The following is a 13,724-nucleotide window of genomic DNA, read 5'->3' on the forward strand; positions in this document are numbered from 1 at the left end:
AATTAAAAAATGTAGGTGTCGAATGACCACAGATTTCAACGTCGACAAGTTGCGTTTCGCGCAGCGGCAACGCCTGACCTTCATTGAGTCAGTGGCTTTTTGGGAAGGCCGCGTGGACCGCCCGCGCGTGTCCAGCGTCTTCAACGTCAGCGAAAACCACGTCACCAAGGATTTCCGGCTGTACAAGGACGCGTTCCCGGGCAACCTGCAGTACGACGAGACCGCCCGGGCCTATCGCCCTACCCGCAAGTTCAAACCGCATATCGGCAAGGGCTCAGCCGAGGAATATCTGGCGCTGCTGCGCGCGCAGGCCGAGAAGAACGAGGGAGTGATGGTGCCTGCGGGCACGACGGCGGTAACAACCGATGCTGTTCCTCCACTGCGTGGCCGGCTCGAAGCGGCGATCCTGAATGCCGTCACCCGGGCCATCTCGTCGCAGACGGGCTTGACAGTGAGTTACCAGTCGCGCAGCCGAGCCGAGCCGAGCGCGCGCAAGGTCTGGCCACACGCATTGCTATTCAGCGGCACACGCTGGCACGCCCGCGCCTACGACGAAGAACGCAATACGTTCATCGATCTGGTGCTACAGCGCATCCTCACGGCGACCGCACTAAATGCGGCCACGCCACGCCCATCTTCCGAAGACAAGGCTTGGGCGCGTTGGGTGGAAATTGATGTCGTCCCGAGCAGGGCGCTATCGGCCAGCCAGGCCGAAGTCGTGGCCCGCGAGTTCGGCATGAACCAGGCCGGACGCGGTTGGGTGTGGAGAGCGCGTATGCGCGAATGCCTAGTTGGCTACTTCATCTACCTGCACAGGCTAGACTTGAAGTCCGACCCTCAGCGTCTGATCGAGCTGAAGGACCCGGCACTCGCGCAACGCTACTTGATGCCGCGCGGGGGCAGTGATGACAACATTTCCAAAGCGACCGCCTGATCAGTCAAGCCCAGACGCATGGCGGGCGTCCTGCCATCCTGCCCGGGCAGGCTGTAGTTGTAATAAGCGCGGAAGATATGCAGCAGTTGCTGGACCACGAGCGGGCTGTACGCTGAGTAGCCATGCCATCCACGCTGGGCATTATTACGAGTTTGTAATGGACGCTCCAACACTGACAGGCGTCGACGCACCTGCATGAAGAACTTGTCGATGCCGCGCAGCGATGCGCGCATGGTCAGGCGTGCCAGGTGTTCCAACTCCAGGTCACCAAAATCCGTGAGGTACAGCAACTCCTTGCTCGGGTCAGCCATGTCGGACAGCGGGTACTCAAACCAGCCGGCCGGGTTCTTGGCACGGTGGTGGCGCAACTGGTCGACCACGTAGTGCAGCCGAACAGACTCCCTCTCAGGAACGTTGGCGCGCGCGGCGTAGCGGTCCAGATCACGGCTGACCTGAGCGATCAGCAGCTTCTTCTTGTCTACTGAAAGGTCCTTGCCGGTCTTGACCAGAAACACGTCGCAGCGGCGTGCAAGGATCTCTTCGCAAAACGCGGCGAGACAAGCAGTATCGAGCGCCGGGTCGCGGTCCACGAACAGACGCACCCGCTCTACCGTTTGTAGCATTTTTCTCAGATGCACCATCAGCGCGAAGTACAGCACTTCGAGCTTGACTTGCATGCCGCCGTTGGGCGCCTTGAGGTCGGCAGGTAAGGTCGCTTCATTTTCCTCTGGCGCGTCGATGTCCTGGTAGTCACGTCGCAGCCACAGGCGGGCATAGTGACGGTGGACTGGCGGGACGAGGTAATCGCCTCGCGCGATGGCATCGGCTTCTACATCCTCGGGATTGCAATCGGGATCGAAGTTCAGCTGCATGGCCAGGACATAACCGGACTCATTCTCCGCCGCGCCCACGGCTCCCAAAGTCGTATAACGACGATCCAGCTGACTGCCCCAGTTAAGCACATGATCCTGGCGGTCCACGCTGATGTATGCTCGATTCAGCGGAACCTCGCCGGCGGCGATGCGACGCTCATGCTTGGCACTGAAGTCGCTGGCTACCGCCGCCAGGTAGCCAAGCTTGCTGTACAAAGTGGCCGGGTTGAGATCCAAGACCTCGCAGATGCGGCGCATGGGGACTTTGTTAACCACCAGTTTGAGCACGTCGACATTTACTTCCGGGCGCCTTTGGGTGCGCAGGGGCGAGCCGCCTGTGAGCGTCGAGCCGCAGCCCTTGCAGCGGTAGCGCGGCTCGCCGGCAGCGGTGCGTCCGTACTTCTGATAGCGCTCTGGATGCTCATCTACGCTCATGCCGAAAGCAGCGCATAGCGGCGTGGCGCAGGAAGTCCGCGCGGCGCGCAGGCGGTGTGGGTCGAGCCGAATGACCTCCTGCGCGATCGCCAAGTTGCTGCGCAGCGCCGAACTGCGCTGGCAAAAGTGGCACGTAAGCTGCCGCAGGCTGCGGCGCCCGCCGATCACCCGATAAGGGTCCTGCGAGGCATTGACCCTCCCCTCGGGTGCCTGCGCTGCAGGAATCCCGAAGTTCGGACACGTTGGCGTCTTGCAGTGGTTAACCTGGATGCCGCCGACCTCGAATGGAATCCGGGGATGTTGCTTGGGCTGGCTCACGACGGTACATTTTACCCAGCGCTGCTGATGGTGCTGTGCCGCCAGAGAATGGCAGCTAGGGCCTGTTCGCACTTGAGAAATTAGTGTGAAGAGGCCCTAGCCGTAAACACTGGATGTTTCCTATCGCCGAGGGCTCTCACTCGGTCCAGTCCCTGCCGGCCTACCTGGAGCGCGCTATCGCCATACCTGACGCGATTCGAGCATTTTGGAGTCGCGGCTGGAATTCGAAGCGATCAAAGCTCAAGAAGCCGATACAAACGAATAGGAAGAAATACGAGTCAGTCGGCTATCTGCGGCACCGTCTCGGGAGATAGGTGCCTCCAAAAGGAAAAAAGGCCACATTTCTGCGGCCTCTCAACACTTTACTTGAACGCCTCGGGCATCCAGCCGGGCTTCTGAACTGCACTGTTGACGGCAATGGCCCTATTCAACGAAGCAGCGTAGCTCTAAGAAAGTATCGTGACAAGAAGTGACGCTCAGCGGTACTGCTTCAGGTAGATACCTTCAAACCAGCGCTTGGCCCAGTGGAACAGACGGCTGGGCGGCAGAATGAAGTTGCGCGCCGGTGTGCGCCACACCAGTGTCCCTTGGCTGATGGCATCGATGATGCAGATGAGCTCGACCTTGAAGGTGGCATCCGGCGTCTGGCCACGCAACCCCGCCAGCACGTTCTGCGCTGCAGCGGCGGCCTGCAGGTCGGCCATGTGCGCTTGTTTGGGCATCCAGTCGGGACCGGGAAAGCTGCCGGAATCACCCACCACATACACGTGCTGCGCGCCTTCAACGCGGCATAACGCGTCCGCCTTGAGCAGGCCGCCGGGTGAACGCGCCAGCTCGGTCTGGTCAAACCACAGGTTGCCCGTCATGCCGGGCATGAAGAGAATCAGGTTGGCGGCAAACTCGCCGCCTTCGGTGATCACTTTGTCTGACTCGAAGCGCACCATCTTGTGGCCCAGGTGGGTTCGGATGTTGCGCCGTGTCATCTCGTCCAGCAGGTGCTGCACGGCCTTGGGGCCGAGGCGGTTGCCCGGCTCCTTCGACGGGTTGAAGAACACCAGCTCGAACTTGTCACGGCGCCCCTCGCGCTTGAGTTGTTCGTCAATGCCGAACAGGAACTCGAACATCGGCCCGCCGCGCACTGCACTTTGCTCGTTCGGATTGCCTGCAAAGCCCACTGCAATGGTGCCGCCCTGCATGGATTGCAGGCGATCGCGAATCTGCTCCGCGGCGGCGATACCCTCGCACGGTGTGATGGCGTGTTCGATGCCCGGCAGCTTCTTGATGAAACGCCCCCCGCTGGCAATCACCAGTGCGTCGTTCTGCACTTCACCCGCCGTGGTGTCCACCACGCGGCCGCCTTCACGCAGACCGGTCACCTCGGCGACGAGATGGCGCACTTTCATGCGTGCAAAGAAATTGGCCAGTGGCACCACCAGCTGCTCGCGAGTGCGCAAACCGCATGGAATCCAGATGATGCCCGGCAGGTAGTGCAGCTCGGCACGTGGCGCGATCAGCGTGATGTCAACCGTCTTGTCGCGCTGGCGGATCTCACGTACGGTGGACAAGGCGCCGAAGCCGGTACCGATGATGGTGATGCGTTTGGGTGTGCTCATGCTTTCATTCCTCATTGGAAATTATCTCTTCGGCGCTTTGTATACCAGCACCTTGAGCGAGCGATCGGCTGACACGTCGGCAAATACCGGCGGATTGGACACGCGCTCTACAAACGCGAGCTGGGGGGCCAGTTGCTGCATCTGGTCTTGCAGGAAAGCCAGGCCCAATTCCGGAGCGTTCAGACACAGCAAGGCATGACCGTCCGGCGCCAGCAGATCCGGCAGGCGGCGCATGAGGCGCGCGTAATCCTTGCTGGCAACAAAGCTGCCTTTCTGATAACTGGGCGGATCGAGAATGATCAGGTCGTAGGGGCCGCCACGCGTGACCTTGCCCCAGGACTTGAAGATGTCGTGGGCCAGGAAGCTGGCCCCGGCAGCGATGCCGTTGAGCTGGTGGTTCTGCTGCCCGATGGCCAGCGCACCGTGACTCATGTCCACATTGACCACCTGCTGTGCCCCGGCCTGCCGTGCCACCACGGAGAAGGCACAGGTGTAGGCAAACAGGTTGAGCACTTTGAGCCCCGGGTGGGCCGCCGCATGCTCGCGCACCCAGCACCGGCCCTCGGCCATGTCGAGAAACAAGCCGTGGTTCTGCCCCTTGAGCACATGGACCCGAAAGCTCGCACCGTGCTCCGTCACCACATGCGGCTCGGGCACGCTGCCGGCCATCAGTCGTGTGTCGGTTCGCCCTTCGTGCCGGCACTGGAAGACCCAGTTGAACGGCTGCCCGGGAGCCAGTTGCTCCCAGCGAGCAGACAAGGCCGCGTGCACGGTGGCCAATTCATCATCGGCAACCGGCTGGAAGCTGGTCAGCACCCAGACCGGCGGGAAGGCATCCAACGACAAATGCTCACAGCCGGGATACCGGCCGCCACGGCCATGAAACACGCGCTGGGCATCCAGCGGCAGGCCCATCGTTGCAATGGCATTCAAGAGGGCTTGCACGAGGGGAGTCTTTCAACAAACGACCGTTATTCAGTCCAACTATTTCGTGCAATTAAAGTCGAAAACACCCGCCTAGGTCTCATGCGTTTCTTCAGCGTTACGATCTTGCAACAGGCCATTTTAAAGTTGTAAACAATTTCATGGGCACCTGCTGAGTTCGCGATTTAGCACTAAATTGACCGAATAGCACTCAAGCCTCACTCTGACCGTGATCTGGATAGAGGCATGCAGAGAATTCCGTTTAGGCATTTAAGCTCTCCACCCATGACCTTATTCAGGTTTTTGAGTAGGCCTTACTCAAGTAGCGTGGAAGGCCCAAACTGTAACTTACTGCGGTGCTTGACTAACAAACGCATCACTGAAGAAACTTGCCTCGGGAAGCCCGCTCTCCTCAACGCAGACGCGCCTCAACGCGGCCACCATAGCAGGTGCTCCACAGGCATAAACGTCGTAACTGGACAGATCGGCATGGTCGGCCAGCACAGCCTCATGAACCAAACCGGTTCGCCCAGGCCATGTACCAGCCGGAGCATCGCTAACCACCGGTACGTAACGCAGCCCGGACAGGTTATGTTGCCATTTGGTTATCACCTCCGGCGCATACAGCCCTTCCACTTGCCGCGAACCCCAGTACAAGGCCAGAGACCGACTGATCTTGTTGCGCACCATGTGGTCAATGATGGATTTGATGGGGGCGAATCCAGTTCCCCCTGCCACCATGATCAACGGTCGATCACCTTCCTCGCGTAACCAGAAGTCGCCATGCGGTAGTTCAAGTTGCAGTTGATCGCCGACTTTGAGCGTAGGCAGAATGCCTGCACTGAAGTGACCACCTGGCACATGCCGGATATGCAGTTGTACTCCGTCACTCTCATGCGGTGCATTAGCCATAGAAAAGGCCCTACGCTGACCGTCAGGCAGGATCACCTGCAGATACTGACCAGCCTGAAACTTGGCTCGCTGGCCGGCGGCAAAACGCAACTGCAAAACGGTCACGTCGCTGGCCGCCTGCGTCATGCGAAAGATCTTGGCCTGCAATGTTTTTCGGGCATTGGGGTCGATGCGTTGCCAGCTGCGCGGGCGGATCAACAGATCGCTGGCAGCCTGGGCGTGGCAGAAAAGATGCTCATTGTCGGAGTGGATGCCAGCCTCGGCACTACCGCCAGCGGTACCAGGCACTAGTTGACCCTCGAGCACCAAACCGCGGCAATTGCCACACACGCCTTTGCGGCAGGAGTAGGGCAATTCGATACCGTTGCGTGCTGCGGCATCAAGCACGGTCTCGCCGTGCTCACAGGAAAAAGCAACTTCGCTGCCTTCGATCTTGATCTGGTGCGTCATTGAAGTGTTCAGAGAGGTGCCGGCACGGCAGCGAGCCGTGCGACGGTATTGATCATGGCCCTGGCGTCAGCGATGCCTTGTCCGGCAATGTCCATGGCACAGCCATGACCCACACTGGAAAGAATCACATCGGCACCGATGGACAGGGCGCTTGCTTGCTTGGGACTCAACAGCTTGACGGGGATATGACCCTGATCGTGCAGCATGGCGACATACAGGTCGTGGCGACGGTCGGCCAACAAGGCATCGGCACCGTTTGGGCCGTCCACCTGCAGGCCAGAGGCACGCAGGCGCTCGGCGGCGGGGCGGGTGATGCGCTCATCCGCATCGCCGAACAGGCCATTCTCGCCGGCATGTGGGTTGATGCCGAACAGGCCGATGCGCGGTGCGGCAACGCCTAAACGCTGCATGGCGCGCACACCCGCTAGCGCAGCCTGCTCAACCAGATCTGGGCTTAGCCGATCCAGTGCATGCTGCACGCTCTCGTGCAACGTGGCATGCACAATGTGCAGGCCACCACCGACCAGCAGCAGGAACACGCTGTCTTCAGGCTGACCGCAGACGCGCGCTACCAGCGACGGATAGCCCGAAAAAGCAATGCCCGCCAGGTGAACCGCTGTCTCGTGATGCGGAGCTGCGACCACTGCATCGAACTCGCCGAGTCGCGTCGCCGTAATGGCAACACTGGCAGCGGCGATCATGGCGGCGCCGGCTTCAGCGCACACCTGCCCTGGGACGAAGGCACTATTAGTCCCAGCCTCGGTCGGAACGACGGCGCTGGCGTCCAGCAGGGCTGTGAGTCCTAGTTGGACGGCTGCGCGTTGCAGCACTGACTGGGGGCCAAACAGCGTGATCTGCACGTCATCCCGTCCAGCATAGGCGGCGACGGTTTTAAGAGCGATCTCCGGCCCGATGCCGTTTGGATCGCCAACAGGCAACGCGATGCGAACGACAGTCTTGGTCACAGCGGTATGGCCATCAGCGTGTCGATACGGCTGCTGTCACACACCACAATGCGGCTGTGCAAGCGCAGCGTATCAGCACTCGTGTCGTACACGTCATGGTAGATGCCTGTGCAATACAGGCTGGTCTCTCCGTCATGCATGATGCGTGCCACCATGAATGGCGTTTCGGTGCTGGCTGTCTGAGCCTGACTTTCCACGATGAATGGCAAGCCGATGATGTGTCGATAGCTGTGCCGCTCGTAGATGTTGGCATGACGCAAGGCAGAAATACGGTCTTGCAGCATGGCTCGATTACTGGCCCAGATCAGACCGGCGGCCAAACCGTCCCGATGGTTATCGGCGGTGGTGACGGTGTACTGGCATTGCGGCAGGAAGAAGTCTGGCCAGCTCTCCAGTTCGTTCCTGTCAATGCAACGGATGTAGGCAGCCTGGAAGGCGGCAATTTTTTCTCGTAGGGAAACGGTGTCCATCAATCTGTACTCCTAGATGTCCATGAGACGACGGTAGAGTTTCCAGAAGCCACGAACCGAGGCTTCTGTTACGCGTGACGGGCTGGACGAGGTGCTGTCGCCTCCCATTTCGATCACAGCCTGATCTTCCCCAGCTGCGGCTATCCCACGCTGCACGAAGCCGCCGACCGCGCCATCCTCCATCGAGACGAAGCCGGCTGGGCCGATCAAGTTAGCCTGCTTAAGACGTACGTCCCGCTGCTCGGGGGTGTCGTCGGCGTAACCAAGGTAAGTCCAGTTCAAATCCGTCTTCTCCACGCCACGAGGCAGTACTTGCCGGATGGCCAGACAGTTCTGGATCTGCTGCAGCACAAAGCCAGGAAAGACTGAAAGGATCTGCAGCGTGATGCCATCCTCGTATTCCTTAAAGCCCGCCAACAGCGTCGGGTCGGCCAATTTGTAGCCTTCCTGATCGGAACGCAAGCCCTGCTCCTGGTACTGCTTGCCTGCTTCCGCCTGCGGTGCATCGACCATCGAGTAGCTGACATGGTGGCCTCCCGATTCGTTCACGATCACAGCACCCCGTTGTGACAAGCGATTCAGACGGAAGGTGGTGAAAAACAGATGCAAGAGACTGGCGTGGTAGCTATCCTTGACGTTCTCGAAGTAGAGCTTCCAGTTGTTGGGCAGGGCCTGCGTGAAGCGGCCAATGACCTCAACCGGTTTGTGTAGGACACGCTCAATGCGTGCGCAAATTTCAGGGCCCAGGTAGTCCTCAATGCCGTCCACCTCATCGCTGAAGCTGCCGAACACCAGGCCACAGAAGGTGGCAATGCGCAGCTTGCGCGGGGAATGATCTTCCTTACAGAAACTGGGCGGCATGCCACCGGCGCCATTGAGACCCGCCTCGAAGGCCACGCCTTTGAGCGATCCTTGAAGGTCATAGGTCCAAGCGTGGTAGACACACTGGAAGTCCTTGGCCGTGCCGGCTTTTTCTAGGCAGATCAACGCACCACGGTGGCTGCAACGGTTTTCGAAGGCATAAATTTCGCCATCGGTGTCACGTGCCACGACGATGGGGGCCCGCCCGACGAAAGTCGTGCGGTAGCTGCCCGGCTCCGGAATCTCGGCTTCCAGGCAAAGGTAGTTCCAGGTTGGTCCTTCGTAGACCCGCTTCTGCTCCTGATCGAGGACGTCCTGGTTTTGGTAGACGGCGTAGGGCACGCGGGTGTGCTGCCCCCGCACCCACTGGATGGGGTGAGTTTGGCTCATGGTGGTTTCCTTGTTTTGGGGAATCTGTGCGTCGATCAGTCGACTGTGACGTTGGCGTCTTTGATGACCTTGGCCCAACGTGTGGCTTCGCTGCGCATGAAGCGACCCATCTGTTCGGACGTGTTGCCAACGACTTCGGCACCTTGCTCGGCGAAGCGCGATTGAACATCTGGCTGGTTGAGGGCGTCGACCAGCGCGCTATTGAGTGACTTCACCGTGGCGGCTGGGGTGCCAGGCGGGGCGACAACTGCAAACCATGTCACAGCCTGCATGCCGGGCAACCCGGCCTCAGCGAACGAGGGCACTTCCTTGATCGTCGGTGCTCGTTTACTGTCAGCCACAGCGAAGATGCGAATCTTGCCGGCCTTGTGTAGCGGGCCGGAGGCGCCAAGGTTGTCAAAGAAGACGTCGACCTGGCCGCCGGCGAGATCGGTCAGCGCCGGTGCCGTGCCTTTGTAGGGGATGTGGGTCATCTGCGTCCCGGTAAGCGACTGGAACAGATTGGCCGTCAGGTGCGAGGTCGAGCCGTTGCCCTGTGAGGCATAGGACACCTTGCCAGGGTTGGCCTTGAGGTAGGCAATGAACTCCTGCACATTCTTCACCGGCAGCTGGTTGCTGACGGCCAGCACGTTGGGCACAGCCGCCAGCACGGTCACCGGTACCCACTTGGTGGCGTCGTAGGGTAGTTTGGGATACAGGCTCTGATTGATGGCAATAGGGCCAGGTGGTGCGACCAGCAAAGTGTGGCCGTCCGGTTCGGACTTGGCGACGATGTCGGCGCCGATATTGCCGCCAGCACCCGGCTTGTTTTCCACAATCACGCCGGCTGGAAAGCGATGGCGTATTTTTTCCGACAGGATGCGTGGCAGCACGTCAGCCGTGCCACCAGCAGGGAAAGGCACGATCAGACGGATCGGCTTGGTGGGAAAGTCGGCGGCGTGCAGACCAGTCCAAGTGAACGCAGCACACAGCCAAATTATCAAATGTCTCAAGTATCTTCTCCTCGGGTAATGACTGTCCGGATGAACCAGACGGATGGCGAAAACAGGGAGAAGTGTGTGGTTTCGGCCTCGGTTTGACAAAGTCAATTTTGCGAATAGCGCAAAATCAGTGAAATTTTTTTGATCACCATCAATGCAGAATTCATGCAATGGATACGAATTCCTCGGTTCCGTCTGTCAGTGACAAGGACTTGATCGCCGGCTTGGCCAAAGGCTTGCAGCTGATTGAGGCCTTCGATGACGCGCACGCTCGATTGACCTCGTCCGAGGCGGCTCGGCGCGTCGGTATTAGCCCTGCTGCAGCTAGACGTTGCCTGTTGACGCTGTGTCATGGCGGCTACGCCAAGACCGACGGCAAACGCTTCTGGTTGAGCCACGGGATACTGAGACTTTCCTATGCCTACTCGGCATCAACTCGCCTGCCTCGCCTGCTGCAACCCACGTTGGATTCCTTAAGCGAACGTACGCGTGAATCCGCATCACTGGCTGTTCTGCACGGAACGGAAGTCATGGTCGCCGCGCGATCAACAGCGCGTAAAAGTTTGACCGTCGGGTTGGGGGTTGGGTCACGACTTCCGCTGCACTGCTCAGCTACCGGCCGTGTACTTCTCAGTTCTCGTCCAGCAGCAGAGTTTGAGGCTCTCTTCAATGCCATGTCTCTGCATCGGTTGACGCCACACACCCTTACGGATCCAGTTCGTCTTCGCAAGTTGCTCAAGTCCTGTGCCGACAATGGTTATGCATTAAGCAACGAAGAGATTGAAATAGGCGTCAGGTCGATCGCTGTCCCGCTGTACAACATGGGTGGGCAGGTTGTCGGTGCTCTGAGTCTCTCCAGTCGAGCCGATCGCATGACGGCCAGTGAGATGGCCGAACAATTGCTGCCAGCCATGCTACGTAGCCAAGCTTGGGTACGCTCTAGATTGTCCTGAAGTAATTGGACAGCTTCTCGGCCGAAAGGCAATTCGAGTAATGGCTGTATCAGGGTATCGGACAGTCGGGCTTCACTTTACTGCGTAAAGGTGAAGCCCGCCAGACCGAGACCTTTTAGGCATCCAGTACCAGTGTTCCAGATCTGCAACCCGAAACACAAATCATCATCGACTTGTTAGCTGCACGTTCTGCCTTGGTCAAGATGCTGTCTCGGTGCTCGACCTCGCCCGATAAGACGCGTGTTTCGCAGGCACCGCACAGCCCCTCTCGGCAACTAAATTCAACCTTGCAGCCTGCGGACAACAATGCGTCTAGCAATTTCGTCCCTGGTGGCACCTGCACTGTTTTTCCGGACTTTTTCAGCGCAACCGTATAGCCAGCCGAATCTGTTACTTGGTCGGTCAGCTCGGGCGCAGCTGCAAAACGCTCCATATGGACATGTGCATAACCAAGCTTGTCACACGCTTTCTCGTAAGCCTCCAGCATCGGACCGGGGCCGCAGCAGTAAAAGTGTGTCTCAGCTGAGAAGTTAGAGAACAAGCGAACAAGATCGGGGGCGGCGCCCTTCTCATCATCGAAATGAAAATGAACGGATAAAGCCCCGTCGTGACTGGCTGCCACAAGTGCTTGAATATCCTCAACAAAAGCTGCATCTGATCTGCTGCGAGCGCAATAGATTAGGTGTGTCCGACGGCCAAGTTCCCGCAAACGCTTGAGCATCGCATAGAGGGGGGTGATGCCGATGCCACCAGCTAACAACACGTTCTGGCTAGCAGCTTCGTCCAATTGGAAGTTGTTACGGGGGGAACTGATTGAGATGACCTGCCCAACCCGCACTTGCTCGTGTACATAGAGTGAGCCGCCCCGGCTTCTCCGATCTTTGAGCACGGCCACCACATATCTATCGGATTCTCCAGAATTAGTCAGGGAGTAGCTTCTGATTAACCCATTACCTAAGTGAAGATCGATATGGGAACCGGCTTCCGCAGGAGGGAAGCCGGCTTCCTGGCTGAGGGGTCTGAGTTCGACACTGATGATGTCGCGCGCTTCATATCGAAGGTTGAAGACGAGGGCTTGAATGAGTGACGAAGACATGACAGGTGATTGCACAAAAATATGGGGCCATGCACGCATGACCCCACCCGATTACATGATGTGAAGGCCACCATCCACCATCAGCGTCGTCCCGGTGATGAACGATGCCTCGCGTGAAGCCAACCAAAGGATGGGCCAGGCAATTTCCTCCGGACTGGCCCAACGGCCAATCAACGAAGTGTCTTTACGCTCGGTCTTGAGTTGATCCACCGATTTGCCTGTCTGCTGCGCACGCCCGACGTGAAAATCAGTCAGTGTCGAACCCGGGCACACAGCGTTGGCCCGTACGCCATGCGCAGCCTCCTCAAATGCCAGCGTACGGGTATAGGCCAGTTGCGCTGCCTTGGTGGCGTCGTACAGCGCCATGCCTTTGCGGCCGGTCACTGCATAGCACGACGAGACATTGACGATGCTGCCCTCTTTCGCAGCTCGCAAATACGGCAATGCGGCCTGGCAGTAATTGGACATGCCTACCAGGTTGACGCTCACCATCGCCTGCCATTCGGCTGGCGTGACCGTTGCCGCCGCACTGTAATTGCGCATGGCGGCGTTGTTCACCAAAATATCCAAACCACCGAACTGCGCCACCGCAGACTGCACCGCGGCAAGCGCAGCATCGGTATCGGAAACGTCCGCCGTTACACAGGCTACTCGTGCCTGTGGCACAGCTTGGCAGACTGCCTCGCAGGTACGTTGTAGTGCCTGGGCGTTGGCGTCGACCAGTAGAACGGATGCCCCCTCCTGAGCGAAGCATTTGGCGGCGGCGGCACCAATACCGGCACCTCCTCCCGTAATCAAGGCAGTCTTGCCACCTAAGCGTGCTTGATTCATGCTCATTCTGCCTTTGCGCCGGTGTCTTTGATGACCTTGCCCCAACGTCCGATTTCGGTACGGATCCAGTCGCTGAACTGTTTGGGGTTGGAAGCCACGATGTCGAATTCCATTTCAATCAGACGCTTCTTGATGTCCGGCTGGTTGAGGATCTTGACGATCTCGCGGTGATACCGCTCGATGATGGGGGCCGGCGTGCCCCCGGGGGCCAAAAATCCAATCCAGGAGGTGGCTTCAAAATCCTTGTAGCCCGACTCGATGAGCGTTGGAATATTGGGTGTACTGCCAAAACGCTTGCTGCCGGAGGTGGCCAGCAGACGCAAGCGCCCTTCCTTGACAAACTGCTGCACATTACCCGGCACGAAAAAGCCTGCCTGGATGTTGCCGGCAATCAGGTCCGTCACGGCTGGTCCCGCACCCCGGTAGGGGATGTGCGTCATGTGAAAACCCGCAGCGGACTTCAACATCTCCATCGTCAAATGCGAAGCGCTGCCCAACGCGATCGACCCGTAGGAGTACTTGCTCGGCTCTGCCTTGGCCTTGGCCACCAAGTCCTTTACGCTGGTGATGCCGCTAGCGGGATTGACCACCAGGTACTGGGGCGACTTGACGGCCAGCGTGATGGGCGCCAGGTCTTTCAGCGGGTCGTAGGGCATCTTGTCGAACAGCGTGACGTTGATCGCCAGCGGTCCGTTGTAACCAACAAGCAAAGTGTGGCCA

The 13,724-nt window shown here is 59.0% G+C and carries 13 protein-coding genes; 2 read left to right on the forward strand and 11 right to left on the reverse strand.

The window, feature by feature from the left end; translation table 11 throughout:
* Positions 1-22 precede the first annotated feature (22 nt).
* On the forward strand, positions 23-934 hold the full coding sequence (locus tag CDE01S_RS12760; RefSeq protein ID WP_066708089.1) for a BrxR family helix-turn-helix transcriptional regulator: 912 nt from the start codon (positions 23-25) through the stop codon (positions 932-934).
* On the opposite strand, the gene CDE01S_RS12765 is transcribed toward CDE01S_RS12760, so the two are convergent.
* The 8 genes from CDE01S_RS12765 to CDE01S_RS12800 form a co-directional block, all read right to left on the reverse strand.
* Positions 880-2,559, reverse strand: coding sequence for a hypothetical protein (locus CDE01S_RS12765; protein ID WP_157077121.1), 1,680 nt, complete (start codon positions 2,557-2,559; stop codon positions 880-882). The two genes, CDE01S_RS12760 and CDE01S_RS12765, sit on opposite strands and share 55 nt — an antisense overlap.
* A gap of 476 nt (positions 2,560-3,035) precedes the next feature.
* Entirely contained in the window at positions 3,036-4,172 is a 1,137-nt protein-coding gene (locus CDE01S_RS12770) for an NAD(P)/FAD-dependent oxidoreductase (RefSeq protein ID WP_066708096.1), read from the reverse strand.
* 21 nt (positions 4,173-4,193) lie between these two features.
* A complete protein-coding gene (locus CDE01S_RS12775) occupies positions 4,194-5,117 on the reverse strand; it encodes a class I SAM-dependent methyltransferase (protein WP_066708099.1) in 924 nt (307 codons plus the stop codon).
* Between the two features lie 327 nt (positions 5,118-5,444).
* Positions 5,445-6,458 (reverse strand): 2Fe-2S iron-sulfur cluster-binding protein, encoded by a 1,014-nt coding sequence (locus CDE01S_RS12780; protein WP_066708102.1) that lies wholly within the window; start codon positions 6,456-6,458, stop codon positions 5,445-5,447.
* A gap of 8 nt (positions 6,459-6,466) precedes the next feature.
* Positions 6,467-7,423: a PdxA family dehydrogenase gene (locus tag CDE01S_RS12785; protein ID WP_066708105.1), complete on the reverse strand. Its 957-nt coding sequence runs from the start codon at positions 7,421-7,423 to the stop codon at positions 6,467-6,469.
* Positions 7,420-7,893, reverse strand: a complete 474-nt coding sequence (locus tag CDE01S_RS12790; RefSeq protein ID WP_066708108.1) for an aromatic-ring-hydroxylating dioxygenase subunit beta — start codon at positions 7,891-7,893, stop codon at positions 7,420-7,422. The genes CDE01S_RS12785 and CDE01S_RS12790 overlap by 4 nt, the downstream gene beginning before the upstream one ends.
* A gap of 12 nt (positions 7,894-7,905) precedes the next feature.
* Entirely contained in the window at positions 7,906-9,144 is a 1,239-nt protein-coding gene (locus tag CDE01S_RS12795; RefSeq protein ID WP_066708111.1) for an aromatic ring-hydroxylating dioxygenase subunit alpha, read from the reverse strand.
* Between the two features lie 35 nt (positions 9,145-9,179).
* A complete protein-coding gene (locus CDE01S_RS12800) occupies positions 9,180-10,136 on the reverse strand; it encodes a Bug family tripartite tricarboxylate transporter substrate binding protein (protein ID WP_066708114.1) in 957 nt (318 codons plus the stop codon).
* A gap of 158 nt (positions 10,137-10,294) precedes the next feature.
* On the opposite strand from CDE01S_RS12800, the gene CDE01S_RS18220 reads away from it, so the two are divergent.
* Positions 10,295-11,077: an IclR family transcriptional regulator domain-containing protein gene (locus tag CDE01S_RS18220; RefSeq protein ID WP_084382875.1), complete on the forward strand. Its 783-nt coding sequence runs from the start codon at positions 10,295-10,297 to the stop codon at positions 11,075-11,077.
* 115 nt (positions 11,078-11,192) lie between these two features.
* Here CDE01S_RS18220 and CDE01S_RS18225 read toward each other — a convergent pair whose 3' ends face one another.
* The 3 genes from CDE01S_RS18225 to CDE01S_RS12815 form a co-directional block, all read right to left on the reverse strand.
* Positions 11,193-12,173 carry a PDR/VanB family oxidoreductase gene (locus tag CDE01S_RS18225; RefSeq protein ID WP_084382876.1) on the reverse strand — a complete coding sequence of 327 codons (981 nt, stop codon included), beginning with the start codon at positions 12,171-12,173 and terminating at the stop codon, positions 11,193-11,195.
* A gap of 51 nt (positions 12,174-12,224) precedes the next feature.
* Positions 12,225-13,004 carry an SDR family NAD(P)-dependent oxidoreductase gene (locus CDE01S_RS12810; RefSeq protein WP_066708118.1) on the reverse strand — a complete coding sequence of 260 codons (780 nt, stop codon included), beginning with the start codon at positions 13,002-13,004 and terminating at the stop codon, positions 12,225-12,227.
* Positions 13,005-13,006: 2 nt separating this feature from the next.
* Positions 13,007-13,724 (reverse strand): Bug family tripartite tricarboxylate transporter substrate binding protein (locus tag CDE01S_RS12815; RefSeq protein ID WP_066708142.1); only part of this gene is annotated, 718 nt, incomplete at its 5' end.

The organism is Curvibacter delicatus NBRC 14919 (assembly GCF_001592265.1).
Taxonomy (GTDB): domain Bacteria; phylum Pseudomonadota; class Gammaproteobacteria; order Burkholderiales; family Burkholderiaceae_C; genus Hylemonella; species Hylemonella delicata.

Excerpts from the sequence above, each read along its gene's own strand:
- CDE01S_RS12760 (WP_066708089.1), top strand. The coding sequence starts at position 23 with ATGACCACAGATTTCAACGTCGACAAGTTGCGTTTCGCGCAGCGGCAA.
- CDE01S_RS12770 (WP_066708096.1), bottom strand. The coding sequence starts at position 4,172 with ATGAGCACACCCAAACGCATCACCATCATCGGTACCGGCTTCGGCGCC.
- CDE01S_RS12780 (WP_066708102.1), bottom strand. The coding sequence starts at position 6,458 with ATGACGCACCAGATCAAGATCGAAGGCAGCGAAGTTGCTTTTTCCTGT.
- CDE01S_RS12790 (WP_066708108.1), bottom strand. The coding sequence starts at position 7,893 with ATGGACACCGTTTCCCTACGAGAAAAAATTGCCGCCTTCCAGGCTGCC.
- CDE01S_RS12795 (WP_066708111.1), bottom strand. The coding sequence starts at position 9,144 with ATGAGCCAAACTCACCCCATCCAGTGGGTGCGGGGGCAGCACACCCGC.
- CDE01S_RS18220 (WP_084382875.1), top strand. The coding sequence starts at position 10,295 with ATGGATACGAATTCCTCGGTTCCGTCTGTCAGTGACAAGGACTTGATC.
- CDE01S_RS18225 (WP_084382876.1), bottom strand. The coding sequence starts at position 12,173 with ATGTCTTCGTCACTCATTCAAGCCCTCGTCTTCAACCTTCGATATGAA.
- CDE01S_RS12810 (WP_066708118.1), bottom strand. The coding sequence starts at position 13,004 with ATGAATCAAGCACGCTTAGGTGGCAAGACTGCCTTGATTACGGGAGGA.